The organism is Pseudomonas sp. SA233 (assembly GCF_054792385.1).
The window spans coordinates 2,857,913-2,875,577 of sequence record NZ_CP096449.1; the positions used below are offsets into that span (position 1 = coordinate 2,857,913).

At 60.9% G+C, this 17,665-nt stretch carries 23 protein-coding genes and 1 pseudogene; 17 read left to right on the forward strand and 7 right to left on the reverse strand.

Going from position 1 to position 17,665, the window contains the following annotated elements:
- Positions 1-69: 69 nt before the first annotated feature.
- Positions 70-891: a carbon-nitrogen hydrolase family protein gene (locus tag M1D87_RS13320; RefSeq protein WP_123084148.1), complete on the reverse strand. Its 822-nt coding sequence runs from the start codon at positions 889-891 to the stop codon at positions 70-72.
- Positions 892-1,053: 162 nt separating this feature from the next.
- Here M1D87_RS13320 and M1D87_RS13325 point away from each other — a divergent pair, with 162 nt between their 5' ends.
- Together M1D87_RS13325 and M1D87_RS13330 are read left to right on the forward strand one after the other, a co-directional pair.
- A complete protein-coding gene (locus M1D87_RS13325) occupies positions 1,054-1,842 on the forward strand; it encodes a helix-turn-helix transcriptional regulator (RefSeq protein WP_123084147.1) in 789 nt (262 codons plus the stop codon).
- Between the two features lie 208 nt (positions 1,843-2,050).
- A complete protein-coding gene (locus M1D87_RS13330; protein WP_322491198.1) occupies positions 2,051-2,692 on the forward strand; it encodes a dTMP kinase in 642 nt (213 codons plus the stop codon).
- Between the two features lie 18 nt (positions 2,693-2,710).
- Here the strand turns inward: M1D87_RS13330 and M1D87_RS13335 are convergent, their stop codons facing one another.
- Positions 2,711-3,133 carry a hypothetical protein gene (locus M1D87_RS13335; RefSeq protein ID WP_183596550.1) on the reverse strand — a complete coding sequence of 141 codons (423 nt, stop codon included), beginning with the start codon at positions 3,131-3,133 and terminating at the stop codon, positions 2,711-2,713.
- 238 nt (positions 3,134-3,371) lie between these two features.
- Between M1D87_RS13335 and M1D87_RS13340 the strand changes: the two genes are divergently transcribed.
- From M1D87_RS13340 to M1D87_RS13350, 3 genes are all read left to right on the forward strand, one after another.
- Positions 3,372-3,809 carry a YeeE/YedE family protein gene (locus tag M1D87_RS13340; protein ID WP_003258763.1) on the forward strand — a complete coding sequence of 146 codons (438 nt, stop codon included), beginning with the start codon at positions 3,372-3,374 and terminating at the stop codon, positions 3,807-3,809.
- A gap of 1 nt (position 3,810) precedes the next feature.
- A complete protein-coding gene (locus tag M1D87_RS13345) occupies positions 3,811-4,230 on the forward strand; it encodes a DUF6691 family protein (RefSeq protein ID WP_024087109.1) in 420 nt (139 codons plus the stop codon).
- A gap of 90 nt (positions 4,231-4,320) precedes the next feature.
- Positions 4,321-4,821 carry a peroxiredoxin gene (locus M1D87_RS13350; RefSeq protein ID WP_123084144.1) on the forward strand — a complete coding sequence of 167 codons (501 nt, stop codon included), beginning with the start codon at positions 4,321-4,323 and terminating at the stop codon, positions 4,819-4,821.
- 212 nt (positions 4,822-5,033) lie between these two features.
- Here the strand turns inward: M1D87_RS13350 and M1D87_RS13355 are convergent.
- Positions 5,034-5,171 (reverse strand): annotated as a pseudogene (locus M1D87_RS13355) (cation:dicarboxylate symporter family transporter); the annotation flags it as partial.
- A 14-nt stretch (positions 5,172-5,185) separates the two neighbouring features.
- On the reverse strand, positions 5,186-6,052 hold the full coding sequence (locus M1D87_RS13360; protein ID WP_123084143.1) for an oxidoreductase: 867 nt from the start codon (positions 6,050-6,052) through the stop codon (positions 5,186-5,188).
- Between the two features lie 127 nt (positions 6,053-6,179).
- Between M1D87_RS13360 and M1D87_RS13365 the strand changes: the two genes are divergently transcribed.
- Together M1D87_RS13365 and M1D87_RS13370 are read left to right on the forward strand one after the other, a co-directional pair.
- On the forward strand, positions 6,180-7,070 hold the full coding sequence (locus M1D87_RS13365) for a LysR family transcriptional regulator (protein ID WP_013972578.1): 891 nt from the start codon (positions 6,180-6,182) through the stop codon (positions 7,068-7,070).
- Positions 7,071-7,170: 100 nt separating this feature from the next.
- Complete coding sequence (locus M1D87_RS13370) at positions 7,171-7,629, forward strand: MaoC family dehydratase (protein ID WP_123084142.1); 459 nt, start codon at positions 7,171-7,173, stop codon at positions 7,627-7,629.
- 22 nt (positions 7,630-7,651) lie between these two features.
- Here M1D87_RS13370 and M1D87_RS13375 read toward each other — a convergent pair whose 3' ends face one another.
- Together M1D87_RS13375 and M1D87_RS13380 are read right to left on the reverse strand one after the other, a co-directional pair.
- A complete protein-coding gene (locus M1D87_RS13375; protein WP_123084177.1) occupies positions 7,652-8,518 on the reverse strand; it encodes a patatin-like phospholipase family protein in 867 nt (288 codons plus the stop codon).
- Between the two features lie 87 nt (positions 8,519-8,605).
- Positions 8,606-10,393 carry a thiamine pyrophosphate-requiring protein gene (locus tag M1D87_RS13380; RefSeq protein ID WP_123084141.1) on the reverse strand — a complete coding sequence of 596 codons (1,788 nt, stop codon included), beginning with the start codon at positions 10,391-10,393 and terminating at the stop codon, positions 8,606-8,608.
- A gap of 148 nt (positions 10,394-10,541) precedes the next feature.
- On the opposite strand from M1D87_RS13380, the gene M1D87_RS13385 reads away from it, so the two are divergent.
- From M1D87_RS13385 to M1D87_RS13430, 10 genes are all read left to right on the forward strand, one after another.
- Positions 10,542-11,066, forward strand: coding sequence for a cupin domain-containing protein (locus M1D87_RS13385; RefSeq protein ID WP_061302331.1), 525 nt, complete (start codon positions 10,542-10,544; stop codon positions 11,064-11,066).
- 100 nt (positions 11,067-11,166) lie between these two features.
- Entirely contained in the window at positions 11,167-11,385 is a 219-nt protein-coding gene (locus M1D87_RS13390) for a hypothetical protein (RefSeq protein WP_003258752.1), read from the forward strand.
- A gap of 18 nt (positions 11,386-11,403) precedes the next feature.
- On the forward strand, positions 11,404-11,700 hold the full coding sequence (locus M1D87_RS13395) for a hypothetical protein (RefSeq protein WP_061302330.1): 297 nt from the start codon (positions 11,404-11,406) through the stop codon (positions 11,698-11,700).
- Complete coding sequence (locus M1D87_RS13400) at positions 11,701-12,414, forward strand: DUF72 domain-containing protein (protein WP_123084140.1); 714 nt, start codon at positions 11,701-11,703, stop codon at positions 12,412-12,414.
- Between the two features lie 112 nt (positions 12,415-12,526).
- Positions 12,527-12,823 carry a DUF6555 family protein gene (locus M1D87_RS13405; RefSeq protein ID WP_123084139.1) on the forward strand — a complete coding sequence of 99 codons (297 nt, stop codon included), beginning with the start codon at positions 12,527-12,529 and terminating at the stop codon, positions 12,821-12,823.
- 111 nt (positions 12,824-12,934) lie between these two features.
- The gene (locus tag M1D87_RS13410) at positions 12,935-13,459 is read left to right on the forward strand and encodes a hypothetical protein (RefSeq protein ID WP_123084138.1); all 525 of its coding nucleotides are present in this window, start codon (positions 12,935-12,937) and stop codon (positions 13,457-13,459) included.
- A gap of 241 nt (positions 13,460-13,700) precedes the next feature.
- Positions 13,701-14,288: a hypothetical protein gene (locus tag M1D87_RS13415; RefSeq protein WP_123084137.1), complete on the forward strand. Its 588-nt coding sequence runs from the start codon at positions 13,701-13,703 to the stop codon at positions 14,286-14,288.
- Positions 14,288-14,716 carry a phage holin family protein gene (locus M1D87_RS13420; RefSeq protein ID WP_003258743.1) on the forward strand — a complete coding sequence of 143 codons (429 nt, stop codon included), beginning with the start codon at positions 14,288-14,290 and terminating at the stop codon, positions 14,714-14,716. Before M1D87_RS13415 ends, M1D87_RS13420 begins: the two co-directional genes overlap by 1 nt.
- Entirely contained in the window at positions 14,713-15,519 is an 807-nt protein-coding gene (locus tag M1D87_RS13425; protein WP_123084136.1) for a DUF3618 domain-containing protein, read from the forward strand. Before M1D87_RS13420 ends, M1D87_RS13425 begins: the two co-directional genes overlap by 4 nt.
- An 83-nt stretch (positions 15,520-15,602) precedes the next feature.
- Entirely contained in the window at positions 15,603-16,577 is a 975-nt protein-coding gene (locus M1D87_RS13430) for a LysR family transcriptional regulator (RefSeq protein WP_123084135.1), read from the forward strand.
- Between the two features lie 49 nt (positions 16,578-16,626).
- Here the strand turns inward: M1D87_RS13430 and M1D87_RS13435 are convergent, their stop codons facing one another.
- A complete protein-coding gene (locus M1D87_RS13435; RefSeq protein WP_123084134.1) occupies positions 16,627-17,634 on the reverse strand; it encodes a zinc-binding alcohol dehydrogenase family protein in 1,008 nt (335 codons plus the stop codon).
- Between the last annotated feature and the right edge of the window lie 31 nt (positions 17,635-17,665).

Sequence of the window (17,665 nt, forward strand, 5' to 3'; positions counted from 1 at the left end):
CAGAGTCGAACACGCTGCCGTCCCTGGCGGCCTTGCATTCCAGTAATAGAGCCTGGAAGGGTGGAATTTTCAGGAGGGGATGATCAGTTCGCGAAGACCGTTGGCGTGCTCGACCTGTTCACCCGGCAGCTGGATGCGGCGCTGGGCGATGTAGGTGTAATCGCGCCGTGACTGCTGCAGTTGCTCCATGGCCAGCTCGACGGTCATCCGGCACTCGCCACGGCCGGCTTCGCACAGCAACTGGCCGTACGGGTCGACGACGGCACTGCCACCGGCGAAGACCAGGCCGCCATCACCGTCGCCTACGCGGTTGACCATGACCGCAAAGGCCTGGTTTTCCATGGCGCGTGCGGTGATGGCGGTTCTGTGGGTGGGCCCGTACGGGTCCATGTTGCCGTTGGTGATGATGATCAGTTCTGCGCCCAGCTGCCCCAGGGCACGGGCGGTTTCCGGGAACTCGATGTCAAAGCAGATCAGCAGGCCGACACGGATGCCTTTGAACAGGGCTGTCGCAAAACGGTCGCCTGGGGTGAAAACCCCGCAGTCCGATGCCCAAAGGTGGGTTTTGCGATAGGTGAGCGCTACGCCTTCAGGCGTGACCAGCACGGTGGTGTTGTAGAAACGACCGTCGTCTGCGGCTTCGGCCATCCCGACGACCACGGCAACATTCTGCGCTTGTGCGGCCTGTTGGACTGCCGTGATGCTCGGGCCATCCAGTGGCTCGGCGATGCGGCCGATGTTTTCTTCGGTTGGAAAGCCCATCAGCTGGGTTTCCGGGAAGACCAGCAGATCGGTATCGGCGCCGCAGTTGCCGATCGCCTCGATGGTGCGCTGCAGGTTGTACGCGGTATCGCCATCGCGACCGGCCAGTTGGACAAGCTCTACCTTCATTTCCAATCCTCGACTAACAGCTTCGACCGCCATGCCCTGGCGGCATGAGGTGTAAAAAACGATCCCTGTACAGGTTCGCTCAGCGTAAGCTAGCCCGGATTATGGGGTGGTCATCATGGCGGGGGGTATTACGCCCACGTGGTAACCCAACAGGGGTAGAGGATGAATTTTACGCTGCACGACATCGCCTGGCACCGATCGGTAGGCCAATTGATCGACACCCTCGACAAGGACCACTTCTGGACAGCCTTGGTGCGGTTGCTGAACGAGTACGTTGCCTGCGACAGCTGGGTTGCGCTGCTGTTTTCCGCAGGGCGCCCGCAGGTGTTCGCCGAGTGCCCCAGTGCAGACGGCAACCCTGACCCGCTGTTCCAGGACTACCTGAAGGGCTTGTACCTGCTGGACCCTTTCTACGTGGCCAGCCGAGAATCCGGGGGAACTGGCCTGGTGCGCCTGTCGGATGTGGCCCCTGAGTGTTTCGAGCAGACGGACTACTACCAGCGCTATTTCCGACTTAACGTGGTTGCCGATGAAATTCAGTTCAACGTGCAGCTGGATGCGCAGCGCACGCTGTGCCTGTCGTTGGGTAGCAAGCGCCGGTTCAGCATCGAACAGGTCACCCTGCTTGAACTGTTGCGGCCGTGGGTCACTGCGCTGATGCGCCAGCGGATGACGTTCGAGCGGGAGTTGCTGGAAGAGGCCACCAAGCCTGCGCCGCACTGGCAAAGCCGCATGGAGGACAGGGTCGAGCAGATGGAGTCGCCGCTGACCGGGCGTGAGCTGGAGGTGGGGCGGCTGATGCTGAGCGGGTGTTCCAGCAAAGAAATTGCGCGCAAGCTTGAAATCTCCGTGGAGACAGTGAAAGTGCACCGCAAGCATATGTACAGCAAGTTGGGTATCAAATCGCAGTCGGAGCTTTTTTCGCTGTTTCTTCAGGCCCAGCTGGGTTGATTCCGGCCAACTGCATGCCCCCTCACATGGGAGTGCACATGACTTGTTGCCTTGGCAGGGATTCTGTGGGAGCGGGTTTACCCGCGAACACCGGCATAGCCGGTGCCATCCACCGCGTCGCCTGCTTCGCGGGCATGCCCGCTCCCACAAAGACCGTGGCTGGCACCCAGGCCTTCGCTGCATGTTCAAATTCGACTGGTAATTAAAAATGACCCGCCCGCTGTTTGTTTCCATCGATGGGCCCAAGGGCACCGGCAAGACCACGCTTCTGGAGGCGGTTACCAAGGCCTTGCGGGCTGACAACAAGAAAGTGATCCGGCTTTGCGAGAAAAAAAGCGACCCCTACCGGGGGGAAACCATGGCCCTTGTCAATCAACTGGTCAGAAACCCGTCCCGGGACCTGGAGTTGAGGGTATGCGAGCGCTTCGCCGAAAGCCGTGCCTGGATTTCCCGACACGTGCTGCCCAGGCAGCCAGCGGGCAGCATCATCCTGATCGATCGCTGGTACCCTTCAGATGCCGCATTTCGCCGCAGCGTGGCGTTCGACGAAATCCTGCGCCTGAACCTCGAGCGAAATGTACAGGTGCCCGATTTGCATGTCGGGGTCGTCACGGCCCCCGATACTTCATGGGCTAGAGCCGCGGCTCGGACGCGCGGGCTGGGCAGTACGGTGATCCATAGCCTGGACGAGCAGGTTGCCTGTACCGAGGCGTTCGAGCGCGCGGTTGCGGAACACGGCTGGGTATTGTGCCGTAATGAAGGCGCCATCGTGGATGCAACGCGGCAGATAGTAGCCGAGATCGATGGCGTGCTTCGACCACGCCATCGACCGCAGTGCGATCAGTGCTGAAACATCAGCGAGTACTGGTTACTGCTTCATGGGCATATCCATCATCGACGACTGCTGATCCATCATCTTCATCATCATGTCCATCATTCCGTCGCCCATACCCATGCCACCCTTGGCTCCCGACATTCCCATGCCCGAACCCATGCAGCCCGCAGCATGTTGCTGGTGCAGCATGGCCATGCTCTCCTTCATTGTCTTCATGCCCTCGCGCATGGCGGCCTGGCGCTCGGCAGGGGTCTTCGCGGCTGCGGCTTTGTCATGAGCAACCTGCATCTTGTGCATTTGCTCGCTCATCGCCTTGTGCATGGGCGACTCGGAAGTTGTACTGGCGGCTGGGGCGCTGGTGGAGGCGTCGCCAGCCTGATTCTTGGCTTCGGCATGCGCCATGAGTGCACTACCGGCCAGAACAACAGCAAGAACCAACTTCAATTGCGTTTGCATGGCGAACTCCACTTTTATGGATATATACGACGTGCCTCGAGGCCTTGGTGTGCCTGGATGATTGCAGTCTAGGCAGCCATCTGGTCGCGAATTTGACCTACATCAAACAAGTGCAGCTTCATGTACTTTGAATAGGCTGGCTAATCTCATTGAAGTTGTCGGCATAGAGTCGTGGTATTTTTCAAGTTTCTTACTGAACCGTTAATTGTGCTCTTGTTCCTGTTCCGGGAGAAATACGATGGCAATTGATTGGCTGGCCTTTACACCATGGTCCGCGCTGGCCGGTGGTGTGTTGATCGGGCTGGGGGCTGGGCTGTTCGCGGTGGTGAATGGCCGTATTGCAGGAATCAGTGGTTTGCTCGGTTCGATGCTGCAGCGAGGCGGGGAAGGGCGCAGAGAAAAGCTTGCCTTTCTTTTGGGGCTGCTGGCAGCCCCGTTGCTTTGGGGGATATTTGCCACGCTGCCGTCAGCCCGTTTCACCACGGCATCCTGGACACTCATCGCGGCGGGCCTTCTGGTAGGGCTGGGGACGCGCTACGGCAGCGGTTGTACCAGCGGCCACGGCGTCTGTGGCCTGTCGCGCCTGTCACCCCGTTCGGCGGTGGCAACGCTGTGCTTCATGGCTACCGGTTTTGCCACGGTGTATGTGGTCCGCCATCTCGTACAAGGGGCCTGACATGCCAGTGTTCAGTGGTTTCATCGCCGGGCTGCTGTTCGGCGTGGGGTTGTTGCTGGCAGGCATGGCCGACCCTGCCAAGGTGCTCGGCTTTCTCGACATCGCAGGGCAATGGGACCCTTCGCTGGCGCTAGTGATGATCGGGGCGATTGCCGCAGCATGGATACCGATGCGCTGGGCGAGCGGTCATCCAACGGCCCTGCTGGGTGGGGCGATGCAATTGCCTGGCCGACGTGATGTGGACCGCCGCCTTATCGGCGGCAGCCTGGTATTCGGCATTGGCTGGGGGCTTGCGGGCATCTGCCCGGGGCCGGCCCTGGTGCTGCTGCCTGCAGGGTACTGGCAGGCCTGGCTGTTCGTCGCTGCGATGCTGGTTGGCATGGGGTTGTTCCAGTGGCTTGAGGCGCGTCGTGGTAGCTGACATCCAGCTTTCCAGGCCAGACCGCTGTATGTACGCACCTTGGTGGATGCTGCATCATGCCAGGCCATTTACCGCCCCACGGAGAAAACGATGATCAAGACCGGCGATACACTGCCCGACGTAACGCTTTACCAGTACAGCAACGGCGAGGGCGGCTGTGCAATCGGCCCGAACGCGTTTTCCTTGCACGAGCGCTGCAAGCAGAAAAAAGTGGTGATCTTCGGCTTGCCTGGTGCCTTCACGCCTACCTGTTCGCAGCGGCATGTACCGGGCTACGTGGCCGCGGCCCAGGACCTGTTCGCTGCCGGGGTTGCCGAAATTCTCTGTGTTTCGGTCAATGATGCATTCGTCATGAATGCCTGGGGCGCGAGCCTGCAGGTGGGCGAGGAGGTCAGGATGATTGGCGATGGCAATGGTGAATTCAGCGAGGCGCTGGGCCTGATCCAGGACCTATCGGCACGCGGCATGGGTCGGCGTTCGCAACGCTATGCCATGTTGGTCGACGACTTGGTGGTCAGGCACATTGCGGTCGAAGCACCCGGCAAGTTCGAGTGCAGCGATGCTGCGAGCATGTTGGCCTTGCTGCGTTAGTTCGTGAGCACTGAAGGCATGCGCTGTCTCGCTGAAAACTGAGCATGCGGGTGTTTCGCGTACCGCTGTGGGAGCGGGTTTACCCGCGAAGAATCCAATGCGGTGCATGGCACCGGCTTCGCCGGTGTTCGCGGGTGAACCCGCTCCCACAGGGCCCTGCTAAATCAATGATTCATGTGTTGTTCTATGAGAACGGGTACTAAATAGGCCCATCAACCTCCGATGGGCGCCTCACGCCGGGATGGCTTCAACTGAACCCCCTCCCAACGGGCAATCACCAGTGGTGCGATTGCATTGCCTAGCACGTTCAGCGTGGTAGTCCCGCTTTCAATCACTCGGAAGATGCCTGCGCTACGATCGCTCGTCATTTGGTGGGCGCCAGGTCGACCGCTTCCTTCGACAATGCGGCAAAGTCGGTAGAGAGCGACAGGTCCCGCCACTGGGCCAGCTCTTGCTCTACCGCGCTGTTCTTGGCCTCGATGCGCGCGACGGCATCGCTGCCCAGCGCCAGGCGCAGTGGTGGGTTTGTTGCATTGGCCAGGGCCAGCAGGGCTTCGGCCAGCTTCGCAGGGTTGCCGGGCTGGGCATGGTTGGCCGCCTCGGCGTGGTGGCGCATGACGCCGACGGTGGCTGCGTAGTCAGGCAGCTCCAGGGCTGTCTTCACCAGCGATTGGTCATCCAGGAAGTCGGTACGGAAGAAGCCCGGCTCGACCACGGTCACCTTGATACCCAAGGGGGCCAGCTCCTGATGCATCGCTTCGCTGATGCCTTCGACCGCGAACTTGGTCGAACCGTACACCCCCCAGCCCATGTAGGCCTGGTAGCCGCCGAGCGACGAGATGTTGATCACGTGGCCGCTGCGTTGGCGACGCATGTGGGGCAGTACGGCGCGGGTTACGTTGAGCAGCCCGAAAACGTTGGTGGCGAACAGCCGTTCGGTTTCGCTGGCGCTGGTTTCTTCTACCGCGCCGAGCACGCCAAAACCGGCATTGTTGACCAGCACGTCGATTTGCCCGAAATGCTTGATGCCAGCAGCGACCGCCGCATGGGCGTCCTCTTCGCGGGTCACATCCAGGCGCACGGCCAACAGGTTCGGGTGCCGGCCAAGGCGAGCCTCGATGTCTTCCGGGTTACGCGCCGTTGCGATGACGGCGTCACCCGCTGCCAGGGCCTGTTGGGCGATCAGGGTGCCGAAACCACGGGAAGCGCCAGTAATGAGCCAGGTACGCATGTCAACTCCTCCTGTATCCGACCCTGCACCATGCGGGCCTTCTCGATGAGTTGAGCGAACTTTAAAATCTGCGGATTGCTGTGATAATCCCATGAATATTACATAGGCCTTTGAGTAGCTTTCAGTAATGAAGCCAACCAGCACCGCCGACCTGTCCCTGTTCCTGTGCATTGCCCGCCACCTGAACTTCAGCCGCGCGGCAGTCGAGCTGGGCCTTACGCCCTCGGCCCTGAGCCATGCGCTGCGGGCTCTGGAAACCCGTCTTGATGTTCGCCTGTTCAACCGCACCACGCGCAGTGTGGCGCTTACCGAGGCCGGGGAGCGTCTTTACCAGAGGCTGCAACCGGCCTTTCGGGACATCGCCGACGCGCTGGAGGACCTCAACAACTTCCGCGACAAACCGTCAGGCAACCTGCGTATCACTGCCGGGCGCGCCGCAGTAGAGCTCGCGCTACTGCCACTGGCCAATCGCTTTCTGTTGGCGTATCCGGATATACGCCTGGAAATCGTCAGTGACGATGCGCTGGTGGACATGGTGGGCACCGGCTTTGACGCTGGCGTGCGCCTGGGGGAGCGACTCCAGGCGGACATGGTTTCGCTGCCCATCGGCCCTTACCTTCGTTCGGTGGTGGTAGCGGCGCCCGCGTTTTTTGATCGATATCCTGTTCCACAGCACCCGCAAGACTTGAAGCAACTACCTTGCATCGGGCACCGCTTCCCTGGTGGCGCACTTTATCGATGGGAGTTCGAGCGCGGGGGTGTGCAACTGGAGGTCGATGTCCAGGGGCCCTTGGTATTGGGTGACGTCAGCCTGATGCTGGCGCCTGCCTTGCAAGGGCTCGGCCTGGCCTATGTGTTCGAAGACATGGCCAAGGAGCACCTGGAGCGTGGCCATCTGCAGCAGGTGCTGGAGGACTGGTGTCACTACTACCCGGGGCTGTATCTGTACTACCCGAGCCGCCGCCAGGTGCCTGCGGCGTTGAGGGCCTTCATCGAGTTCGTACGGGAGCAGCGCTAGCGTGAGCGTGGCTTTTGGAGGCAGGTAGGGAAGGGCTAAACTGGCGCCAGTTCCAGACGTTCGCTTTGCCGCCGCTGCCTGCATACCCCGGAGGTAACTCATGGCTTTTGCACCTGAAAGGCTCTTTTTCGAGGACTTGCAAGTAGGTGAGTCCTTCATGAGCGGCTCGTATGAAATGACCCAGGAGCGGATCCTGAGTTTCGCCTCGGAGTTCGACCCCCAGCCATTCCATACGGACCCCGATGCTGCCCAAGAAACCTTTTTTGCTGGGCTGGCTGCTAGCGGCTGGCATACCTGCGCAGTCACGATGCGGTTGTTGGTAGAGAGTGTTCCAGTGGCTGGAGGGCTCATCGGCGCCGGCAGCGAAATCAGCTGGCCAAGGGCCGTGCGACCAGGTGACCTGTTGCGAGTGACCACAACCATAAGGGAGCTTGCCGCGTCGAAGTCGAAGCCTGACCGGGGCTTCGCTGTCCTTGAGAGCATCACGCTGAATCAGGACGATGCCGTATGCCAAACCACGGTTTCAAGGGTATTGGTGTTTCGCCGGGCAGATGCATAAGGCCCCGAACTGTCCACATCATTCAATGCTCATGGGCATGCGAGTGAACGGTCAGGGCACCCGGCACCTTGGTCCGTTCGAGCCCGCCGTGGTCCAGCCACCGAAGCGTCTGCTCATAGGCCCGCCCCAGCAACGACTCGGTCTGGTCGAAGTTGAATACCGAGACATCGACCGGGCACAAGGGCGGAACGATATGCAGGCTGGTGAGGGTGCGGAAGTGTTCGATGTCACTCACAAGCTGGCGCATGCTCATCAGGTTGACAGTGTGCAAGGCCAAGGCGACAAGGCCGCGGGGCGGTTGAGTCAAGGCGCAGCTGAGCCCGGTGGGGATTACCACGACATTGCTGGCGCCCAGCGCTACGGCAGTCGAAATAGGCGTGTTGCTTGCCACACCGCCATCCACCAGGAACTGGCCGCCGATCTGCACGCAAGGGAACACCAGCGGTATCGCGGCGCTGGCCAGTAGCGCCTGCTCGAGCTCGCCATTGGACAGCACTGTCTCGGCACCACTTAGCAGGTCGGTGGTGACGATATGCAGGGGCAGTTTCGCATCCTCGATGCGATGGATCGGCAGCGCCTTGCCAAGCAATCGATGCAAGGCCGCTGGTTGCAGCAGGAAACCACGACGTTTGAGCAGGCCTCGGCAGGTATCGAGCCAGGACAAGGGAAAGATGTCGGTTCTGCTCAGGCCTCGCCAGAATTCGGCGAGAGTCTCGACACCCTGAGCGTTGGGCCTCGCTGCAAAGTAGGCACCGTTGATGGCGCCTACCGAGGCGCCAACCACCATGTCGAACTGGACTTCGGCTTCGACCAGGGCCCGCAGCATCCCCACCTGGACTGCACCCAGACTGCCGCCGCCAGCGAACACGATTGCGGTTTGCGTAGGCATGATTGCTGTCTCTGCGCAGACGTGTGTCGACTGAGTGTAGTTGGCCGGGTGCCGGCGGGGCTGGTTGCTGCCAGTGCCGCCCACCTATCATTTCTTGCCCGGCAATACCGAACCGAGAACTTGCCTGGCCGTCTGCACGATGACCCCAGCCTGGTCCGGGTCGCCCTTGATCAGGCTGCTGGCGAACTTCTTTGCCTGTTCAAGCTTGATGTGCGGCGGCAAGGGAGGAACGTCCGGATCGGTCTTGAACTCGATCAACACCGGTCGGTCAGCCGCCAGGGCTCGCTCCCAGGCGCCAGCAATGTCTTCTTCGCGTTCCACATAGATGCCTTGCAAGCCGATGGAGATGGCGAACAGGTGGTAGGGAACATCAGGAATCGCCTGTGAGGCCTCGAACTTGGGGTCGCCCTCCATTACCCGTTGTTCCCAGGTCACCTGGTTGAGGTCTTCGTTGTTGAACACCGCGCAGATCCACTGCGGGTTTTCCCACTGGCGCCAGTACTTGGCGACGGTGATCAGCTCGGCCAGATTGTTCATCTGCATCGCCCCGTCACCCACCAATGCCACCACGCTGCGCCGCGGATGGGCGAACTTGGCGGCGATGGCATAGGGTACCGCCGCGCCCATGCTGGCCAGGCCGCCGGACAACGAGCACTGCATGCCCTGGCGTATCTGCAGGTCGCGGGCAAACCAGTTGGCGCAGGACCCGGAGTCGCTGGTGACGATGGCGTGGTCGGGCAGGCGAGGGGAGAGTTCGTGCACCACGCGCTGGGGGTTGATCGGGTCAGCCTTGAGCAAGGCGCGTTTCTGCAGGGTCTTGTCCCAGTCTGCGCGCCAGCCTTCGACCTTGTTGAGCCAACGGCGCTCGGTCTTGTGTTCGAGCAATGGCAGCAGTGCCCGCAGCGTTTCGCTGGCGTCGCCGACCAGGTTGACCTCCATGGGGTAGCGCAGGCTGAGCATGTCTGGCTGCAAATCGATCTGCACGCCACGGGCCCGGCCTTCCTCAGGCAGGAACTCGGCGTAGGGGAAACCAGAGCCGATCATCAGCAAGGTGTCGCATTCGTTCATCAACCGATAACTCGGTTCGGTACCTAGCAGACCGATGGCGCCGGTGACCCATGGCCGGTCGTCTGGCACTACGGCCTTGCCCAGCAGCGCCTTGGCCACGCCTGCACCAAGCGTTTCAGCTACCGCGATCACCTGTTCGGTGGCTTGCAGTGCACCGGCACCGACCAGGATCGCCACTTTTCGTCCGGCGTTGAGTACCTCGGCGGCACGTTGCAGGTCCTGCTCGAAAGGCACCACCCTGGGCCTGCTGTAGCCGATGCCGGAATGCACCGTGCCATGGGCTTTCGGTGGTTCGTGGTAGGGCAGGTCCTGCAGGTCGTTGGGCAGGATGATGGCGGTGACCCGGCGTTCGCCGACGGCGGTACGTACAGCGCGATCGAGCAAGTGGCGCACCTGTTCCGGGGTCGAAGCCTGCTGGACGAAGGCACCTGCGACGTCCTTGAACATCGACAGCAGGTCCAGCTCCTGCTGGTAATGCCCGCCAAGCGCTGCTCGCGCCTGCTGACCGACGATGGCCAGCACTGGCTGGTGATCCATGCGCGCGTCATACAGGCCGGTGAGCAGATGTGAAGCGCCGGGGCCGGAGGTGGCAATGCACACGCCCAATTCGCCGGTGAACTTGGCATGGGCGCTGGCCATGAAGGCCGCCATTTCCTCGTGGCGTGCCTGGATGAACTGGATCTTGCCCTCGGCCCGGCTCAACGCCCCGAATACTCCGTTGATGCCGTCGCCGGGGTAGCCGAAGATGCGCCGCACCCCCCATTGATACAAGCGTTCCACCAGAAAGTCGCCTACCGTGCTGGTCATTGCCTTCTCCCGTCCTGTGACCGATAGGGGTCTGGACTTGGCTCGGATCGGGAAAGTTTCAAGCGTGTGCGCACTGGTCTACCGACTGGAACCTTGCATGAGCCATCGGGTTCGCAAGTGAACGGACAACAGGATCAGGACGCTCGACATGAATGCGACAGACACTGCGGGTGCAACCGTGCAGACCTTGTATTTCAAGGACGACGGTGCAACACCGAACAGCCGTTTCCCGGTATTGCTGTACCGTTTGCAACTCAACCCGTCGCAAGACTGCGCCAGTGCCTTCGAGGCGCTGTTCACCGCCCACCAGTGGGTGCCGCTGTGGCGCGGTGGGATCTTCGATTACCATCACTTTCACCCCAATGCTCATGAAGTTCTGGGCGTCGCATGCGGCCGGGCGCGGGTGACGCTGGGCGGCGAAGCGGGGCAGACAATAAGCGTGAAGTGCGGCGACGTACTGGTACTGCCGGCAGGAACTGGCCATCGCTGCGTCGAGAGCAGCGATGATTTTCTGGTGGTCGGCGCCTATCCCAAGGGGCAGGAAAACTACGATATCCAGCGGCCAGAAAGCGCAGCGCACCAGCAGGCGCTAGCGCGAATCGCTTCCGTGCCCGACCCCGCACAAGACCCGGTCAACGGCACGCGTGGCGCCCTGATGACGGCCTGGCGCTGAGTGCCTGAGCCGGTCGTCGCCCCTGCTGAACGGCTGCACTCAAGCCAGGATCAATCGAGCTGAGTCGCCCGATTTCACTCAGCCAGCAGGAGTTACAGCGATGGCCAAGTACCTGTACCTGATCAGCTACATCCTCGACAACCAACCCGGCACCTGCGAGTTGCGCAGCGACCAGGAGGATCTGAGCCGCGAAGCGGCGCGCGATTACCTGCAAGGCATGCACCGCAACGAAGCGTCATCTTTCACTGACGTGCAGGTGCAGCGTCTGGAGCACGACCATGAGCCAGGCACATCGCCGGGGCATTATCAGCAGCCATGAAAAGGTGAGGGCTGGCAGATGAAAAGAAGAGGTGAAACCTATAGAAAGTGGTGCGACCCGATCCTGCACCATCAAATCCATGAGGAAACGCTGGGCACCGGCACTTGCCTGGAAGTGCAGACGCGCTTGTCACGCACAGGCGCCACGCAGTTGTTCATTGGTGTCTATAGCACCGACGGTTCGGTGCTATACGAACGGATCTACGACCAGCGCGCAGGGGAAACCATGAGGCGGGCGCTGCTGTGGGGTGTTGGGTATGCCCGGCGCGTCGCGGGTGAGGGCGAGGCGTTGCGTGGCGAACCAGCAGGTAGTTGAATGATTCATCTGGGTTGCGCTGGCTGGAGCCTGTCGAGCCGTTACGTCGAGGCATTTGCGCAGCCCGGCAGCCGCCTGCAACGCTACGCCAGCCGCTTCAATGCGGTGGAAATCAACAGCTCCTTCTACCGACCCCATCGCCCCGAAACCTACGCCCGTTGGGCTGCGTCCGTACCAGAGCATTTCCGCTTTGCGGTGAAGGTGCCCAAGGCCATCAGCCATGAGCAGCGGCTCTGCGGGTGCGAGGAGGCGCTGGACAGGTTTCTTGCTCAATGCGGGCAGTTGGGCGACCGCCTGGGTTGCCTGCTGGTACAACTGCCGCCATCGCTTGGCCATGACCCCCAGCATGCGCGACGTTTCTTCGAAAGCCTGCGGCAACGGTATGACGGGCCGGTAGCGCTGGAGCCCAGGCACGCAAGCTGGCAATCGGCGCAGCCGATGCTGGTCGATTTGCGTATCGCCCAGGTTGCCGCGAGCCCGTCGCGCTTCGTTACCGATGCGCAACCGGGAGGTTGGCCGGGGCTGGTCTACTGGCGCCTGCATGGTGAACCGAGGATCTACCACAGCGAGTATCCCGACGAATATCTGCAGCGTCTGGCTGAACACTTGCGGTACAGCCTTGCCGCCGGAGTGCCCACCTGGTGCATTTTCGACAACACCGCCTCCGGTGCTGCGATAGCCAATGCACTGGCTCTGGAGCGGCATTTGCGCTGAGGAAGTGATGGAAGCATGGCGATGGAAAAGAGCGATGACCAACCAGTCAAAATTAATGAATCTTTTTACTCGTTGCTCGCTCCATTAGTCTGAATTGGTGAAGGAGAGTGCAATGGCTGGACAGCAGTTGTATGTGATCGAGTACGAGCTTCATGGGGAATTTCGCACCTTCATCATCCGGCTCGAGCGTATGGACAACGCCGAAGCCTGGCACTGGGCAAGTTGCGATGCCGGCGTGGGTATCATTCCACGGTTCGGCCAGCACAAGATCAAGAAGGTCAGCCGGCCGATAGCTGAGCGCTACGGCATCAACAATGTGCGCTGGCGGGTATCGGGCGACGGGCCGGAGTTCGTCGCACCGACCATTGATGTAAAGAAGTTCTCCAATAGCGGTACCGGCAATACCTGAAGCTTGTTGTGCGCAAGCCCTGCCTGAAATCTTCAGGCAGGCTTGCGCTCATGGGTTCGCTTCTCAAGTTTCGAGACACGATCATCCTCACTTTCTTTCAGGAGCCAGCACGTGCCGCGAATCATCACTCCCGCCACCCCTGAACACGAAATCAGTGAGCAGAACGCCCGCATGTTCGGTTCGCCGAAAGAGCGCCTGGATTTCTACCGCTGTGAAATCCAGTACGAGACTAGCATCCTCGCCAACCGCACAGACGCCTATCTTGCCGCGCAGTCGTTTCTGGTGATCGCCTTCGTATCGTCGATGGGTAACCTCAACCAGAGCTGGGGAGAGATGTTCACGCTGGTGGTTCCGCCGTTTCTTGCCTTGCTGGGCGTATTGAGTTCACTCAATGCCTGGCCGGGTATTCGCGCGGCCTACAAGATCATCGAGCATTGGCAAGTGAAACAGAGCCACCTGCTGCGCAGCGAGCCGTTGATGGGGCTGGCGTATGACGAATCGCCATTGTTCAGTGAGGCGGAAATTTCAGAGGCCGGGCACCGCAAGTCGTTGTTGTTTTCGCTGCGTACGCCTTGGATATTCCTGTTCTTCTGGATGATTCTCGGTATCTACGCGGTCTTCATCCAGCTGACGTGAGCAGCACAGCCGCACCCCGTTACAAGGCGGTGCTGCGATCGTTGTCGACGCTGATTACCGCCACATGCAAAGCCTCTGCTCCGGTACCAGCAACCAAGATTGATTGCGCTATTTTCTTTGGTCCTCCGGACAAATGTCATAGATCACAAACGCTGAACTCCTGCCGCCTTACCTGCGTCCCTCGAATGAATGCCCCAATAAAAGTGGAAATCACCCAACATTCAGCTTCGAGGGCGAAACGATGGACAAGACCAATCAAAGTTCGACATCTCCACCCGGTAGCACCCAGGAGCATGCCTTTATCGATGACGCCGGTGCGCTGCTTGGCGAGGCCAGGCACAAAGGCAGCGAGCAGTTCGAACATTACCGCGATAACGCAGCCGATCAGCTTGATTCGCTCGAGGAAGGTGCGCGTTCGGCGGCAGCTGCACTGCAAGGCAAGGACAGTCTCGGGCTGTCTCAGTACCTGAACCAGGCAGCAGAGTGTGTGGGTGAGTTTGCCGAGCAGGTACGCCATGAAAGTGCCGAAAGCCTGCTGCAGCGTGGTGCTCAGTTGGCCAGGAGCAATCCGGCGCTATTCCTGGCCGGTAGCGTCGCTATCGGGTTTGCCGTATCGCGTTTCATGCGAGCCAGCACCAGCCATGAGTCCACCACCCCTGCGTCGTCCGGTGATTGGCAACAGTCCCGCCCCGAGCAGCCAGTGCCTGATCGTGGTAGCGACGTATCCACCCGTGAACCTTTCACCCCAGTCGACCCAGTCGGCCCTGGTGCAGGCAGACCGGTCAGTGGCAGCCCGTTCGAACGCGATCCACTCAAAGGAGGTGAGTGATGAACAAAGAACCCTTGCATACCACCCCGAGCTTGCACACGGCGGAAGACGACGCCGTCGGTGTTGGCGGTTTGTTGCGCCAGCTGATGCGGGAAGTACCGGACCTGTTCACCAAGGAGCTGGCGCTGGCCAAGGCAGAGCTGCAGCAGAACCTCGCCACCCTCAAGGCCGGCACGGCTGCGGTGGCAGCGGGCGCGATCGTGATGCTGGCGGGCTTCGTCATCCTGTTGCTGGCGGCAGTCTACGCCTTGGCGATGGTGCTCGAACCCTGGCTGGCAGCCCTGATCGTGGGCGCGGTCACCTTGGTAATCGGGTTCATCATGTTGCAGTCGGGCAAGAAACGGTTCGAACCCACGCATCTGGCCCCTGACCGTACCTTGCATGCCATGCAGCAGGACAAGGACACGCTGAAGAGGAAACTGCCATGACCACTTCCTTCGAACATGAAGCGCACAAAGACCCTGACTTGCTCGAGCAGGAAATCAACGCCAAGCGCGAGCACATCAGCGATCTGGTGGACGCCCTCGAACAGCGCCTGAGCCCGGGCCAGATGGTCGACCGGGTCCTGGCCTATGCCAAGGGCAATGGCGGCGAGTTCTTCGAGAACCTTGGCACCTCCCTCAAGAACAACCCCGTACCCGCAACCCTGACGGTATTGGGCCTGGCCTGGCTGGGCCTGAACCAGAACCGCCCCTTCAACCCCGGGCCTGCGCACCATGGGCCTGGGTTGGGCGAAAAGCTCGGCGACGCGGTGGACACGGTGAAGGGCGCTTTCGCGCAGGCGGGGGAGGCAGTGCACGACGCCAGCCAGAAGGTGCGCATGAAAGCCCATGACATGCGCGATAGGGCCAGCGACTTTGGCAGCGGCGCCCGCGACTCCGTGGGGGCTTCCGCGGATACCCTGCGCCATTCGGCACACAAGGCCGCAGATCAGGCCACGGCACTGAAGGGCCAGTTCGATCACCTGCTTCAGGAGCAACCTCTGGTATTGGCCGCTTTGGGCATAGCGCTGGGTGCGGCATTGGGGGCCGCATTACCCACTACCCGCAAGGAAGACCAGCTGATGGGCGCCAGCAGTGATCGTTTGACCGACACACTCAAGGCCAAGGGCCGCGAGGTGAAGGCGTCGGTCGAAGAGTCGTTCGATCAGGTGGGTGGTAAAGCGTCTACACAGGCAGAGCGCAAGCCCGGAAACTCCGACCTTTCCTCAGGGTTGGGCTTCAATTCCTGATCCCGCTGGATGTGCGTCGCCGGCCCCTCTGCCTGCGCAGAGGGCTGGCGGCTCATCACGAATGTTGTAGGCCCAGGCTGGGAATGGCTGCGCAATGTCGCTACGCTTTGGCCCACGCGCCAGGTCAAGAATTCGCCACAGTGAAGAAAACAGTTCGGTTTGATGATCTTCAGGTCTTCGTCACAACAGCCTTTGCCGGCAGCTTCTCGGCAGCGGCCAGGTTGTTGGATATTTCACCGGCCTTGGCCAGCGGGGCTGTCCAGCGACTGGAAAGCAGCCTGGGTGCCAGGTTGTTCGTGCGCTCCACGAGGCGTTTGCGGCTCTCGGATGATGGCGAGCGATATCTGCCCCATGCCCGTCAGGCCTTGGACGCACTGGACGCCGGTGAGGTGGCGCTGACCGAAGGGCGAGATGAGATCGCGGGTACACTTCGCCTGTCCATCCCTTCGGATATTGGCAGGAATCTGCTGCTGCCCTGGCTCGACGATTTCCAGCGGTTGTACCCCAAGGTGACGCTGCAACTGCGGGTCAGCGATCAGGTGGCCGACCTTGTCGGCCAGCAACTGGATGCGAGTATCAGGTATGGGCAACTGGCAGATTCCAGCCTCGTTTCACTGATGCTCGCCCCAGGGAATCGCAGAACGGTCTGCGCCTCACCTCGATACTTGGCACGACATGGGGCGCCAGACGCTCTGGAAGACCTGGGCAGGCATAATTGCCTGCGCTATGTAATGGGCGAGCAGACTTACGAGCGATGGAGTTTCCATTTGCCCGATGGAATCAAGACCGTCCAGGTTACAGGCGACCGCTTGAGCGATGACGCCGATGTCGTTCGGCGCTGGGGTGTTGAAGGATTGGGGATCGTTTACAAATCCAGGCTGGACGTTCTGGCGGACATACGCGCTGGGCGGCTGGTCGAGTTGTTTCCTTGGGATTACGGCCAACCTGCGCCGTTGCAACTGGTGTGCGCTCATCGAACCTCGCTCACACCTGCTGTGCAGGTGCTCAGAGCATTTCTCGCAGAGCGATTCGAGCAGCTCATCGCTGCTGATGGCTAAGCTGACGGGGCTCATGGCCCCGCCTTGGTTACCTTGACTGGCTGAATGCTCAGAAGCCTTCCAGGACAATCTTGCCTTTTGCCTTGCCGCTTTCGATCAGGGCATGGGCGCGTTTGAGGTTGCCGGCATTGATGCTGCCGAAGTGCTCGCCAACGGTGGTCTTGATGACCCCTTCGTCGACCAGCGCCGAGACTTTTTCCAGCAGATGGTGCTGCTTGATCATGTCCTCGGTCTGGTACAGCGAGCGTGTGAACATCAGCTCCCAGTGCACTGACAGCGATTTGCGCTTGAACGGCACGACATCAAGATGCTCAGGGTCATCGATCAGCGCGAGCTTGCCCTGTGGGCGCAAGACTTCGACGATCTGCGCGAGGTACGCATCGGTGTGAGTCAGGCTGATCACGTAATCCACTGGGTTGAGCTGGAGTTGCTCCAGTTGCAGGGCAAAGGATGCCGAATGGTCGATGACGTGATGTGCCCCGAGTTCGCTGACCCAGGCCTGGGTTTCAGGCCGTGACGCGGTACCGATCACCTTGAGCTGGGTACGCTTGCGTGCAAGCTGTACCAGGATCGAACCAACCCCGCCGCCGGCACCGATGATCAGCAGGCTCTTGCCAGCGCCGCCATTTTCCTCAACACCCAGGCGGTCGAACAGCAGCTCCCAGGCGGTGATGGACGTCAGCGGCAAGGCTGCGGCACTGGCATTGTCCAGAGTACGAGGCTTGTGCCCGACGATGCGTTCGTCGACCAGGTGAAACTCGCTGTAAGTGCCCGGGCGGTCGATCGCGCCGGCGTAGAACACTTCGTCGCCAGGCTGGAACAACGACACCTCGGCGCCGACCTCGCGAACGACGCCCACGGCATCCCATCCCAACACCTGGGGATGGGCGCCGCCGCGGCTGGCTCTGACCTTGGTATCGACCGGGTTTACTGCGATAGCTTTGACTTCCACCAACAGGTCCCTGGCGCCGGGCGTGGGTTTGGGCAGTTCGTGCTCGTACAACGATCGGGAATCCTGGATCGGGAGGCCGGGGGTGTCGTAGACGATTGCTTTCATTGGGATGTGACCTTTCAGGTAAACAGTGGTA

What these genes read in the sequence shown, in the direction of transcription:
- M1D87_RS13320 (WP_123084148.1), bottom strand. Translation starts at nt 891, where the DNA reads ATGAAGGTAGAGCTTGTCCAACTGGCCGGTCGCGATGGCGATACCGCG.
- M1D87_RS13325 (WP_123084147.1), top strand. Translation starts at nt 1,054, where the DNA reads ATGAATTTTACGCTGCACGACATCGCCTGGCACCGATCGGTAGGCCAA.
- M1D87_RS13330 (WP_322491198.1), top strand. Translation starts at nt 2,051, where the DNA reads ATGACCCGCCCGCTGTTTGTTTCCATCGATGGGCCCAAGGGCACCGGC.
- M1D87_RS13335 (WP_183596550.1), bottom strand. Translation starts at nt 3,133, where the DNA reads ATGCAAACGCAATTGAAGTTGGTTCTTGCTGTTGTTCTGGCCGGTAGT.
- M1D87_RS13340 (WP_003258763.1), top strand. Translation starts at nt 3,372, where the DNA reads ATGGCAATTGATTGGCTGGCCTTTACACCATGGTCCGCGCTGGCCGGT.
- M1D87_RS13345 (WP_024087109.1), top strand. Translation starts at nt 3,811, where the DNA reads ATGCCAGTGTTCAGTGGTTTCATCGCCGGGCTGCTGTTCGGCGTGGGG.
- M1D87_RS13350 (WP_123084144.1), top strand. Translation starts at nt 4,321, where the DNA reads ATGATCAAGACCGGCGATACACTGCCCGACGTAACGCTTTACCAGTAC.
- M1D87_RS13360 (WP_123084143.1), bottom strand. Translation starts at nt 6,052, where the DNA reads ATGCGTACCTGGCTCATTACTGGCGCTTCCCGTGGTTTCGGCACCCTG.
- M1D87_RS13365 (WP_013972578.1), top strand. Translation starts at nt 6,180, where the DNA reads ATGAAGCCAACCAGCACCGCCGACCTGTCCCTGTTCCTGTGCATTGCC.
- M1D87_RS13370 (WP_123084142.1), top strand. Translation starts at nt 7,171, where the DNA reads ATGGCTTTTGCACCTGAAAGGCTCTTTTTCGAGGACTTGCAAGTAGGT.
- M1D87_RS13375 (WP_123084177.1), bottom strand. Translation starts at nt 8,518, where the DNA reads ATGCCTACGCAAACCGCAATCGTGTTCGCTGGCGGCGGCAGTCTGGGT.
- M1D87_RS13380 (WP_123084141.1), bottom strand. Translation starts at nt 10,393, where the DNA reads ATGACCAGCACGGTAGGCGACTTTCTGGTGGAACGCTTGTATCAATGG.
- M1D87_RS13385 (WP_061302331.1), top strand. Translation starts at nt 10,542, where the DNA reads ATGAATGCGACAGACACTGCGGGTGCAACCGTGCAGACCTTGTATTTC.
- M1D87_RS13390 (WP_003258752.1), top strand. Translation starts at nt 11,167, where the DNA reads ATGGCCAAGTACCTGTACCTGATCAGCTACATCCTCGACAACCAACCC.
- M1D87_RS13395 (WP_061302330.1), top strand. Translation starts at nt 11,404, where the DNA reads ATGAAAAGAAGAGGTGAAACCTATAGAAAGTGGTGCGACCCGATCCTG.
- M1D87_RS13400 (WP_123084140.1), top strand. Translation starts at nt 11,701, where the DNA reads ATGATTCATCTGGGTTGCGCTGGCTGGAGCCTGTCGAGCCGTTACGTC.
- M1D87_RS13405 (WP_123084139.1), top strand. Translation starts at nt 12,527, where the DNA reads ATGGCTGGACAGCAGTTGTATGTGATCGAGTACGAGCTTCATGGGGAA.
- M1D87_RS13415 (WP_123084137.1), top strand. Translation starts at nt 13,701, where the DNA reads ATGGACAAGACCAATCAAAGTTCGACATCTCCACCCGGTAGCACCCAG.
- M1D87_RS13420 (WP_003258743.1), top strand. Translation starts at nt 14,288, where the DNA reads ATGAACAAAGAACCCTTGCATACCACCCCGAGCTTGCACACGGCGGAA.
- M1D87_RS13425 (WP_123084136.1), top strand. Translation starts at nt 14,713, where the DNA reads ATGACCACTTCCTTCGAACATGAAGCGCACAAAGACCCTGACTTGCTC.
- M1D87_RS13430 (WP_123084135.1), top strand. Translation starts at nt 15,603, where the DNA reads ATGGCTGCGCAATGTCGCTACGCTTTGGCCCACGCGCCAGGTCAAGAA.
- M1D87_RS13435 (WP_123084134.1), bottom strand. Translation starts at nt 17,634, where the DNA reads ATGAAAGCAATCGTCTACGACACCCCCGGCCTCCCGATCCAGGATTCC.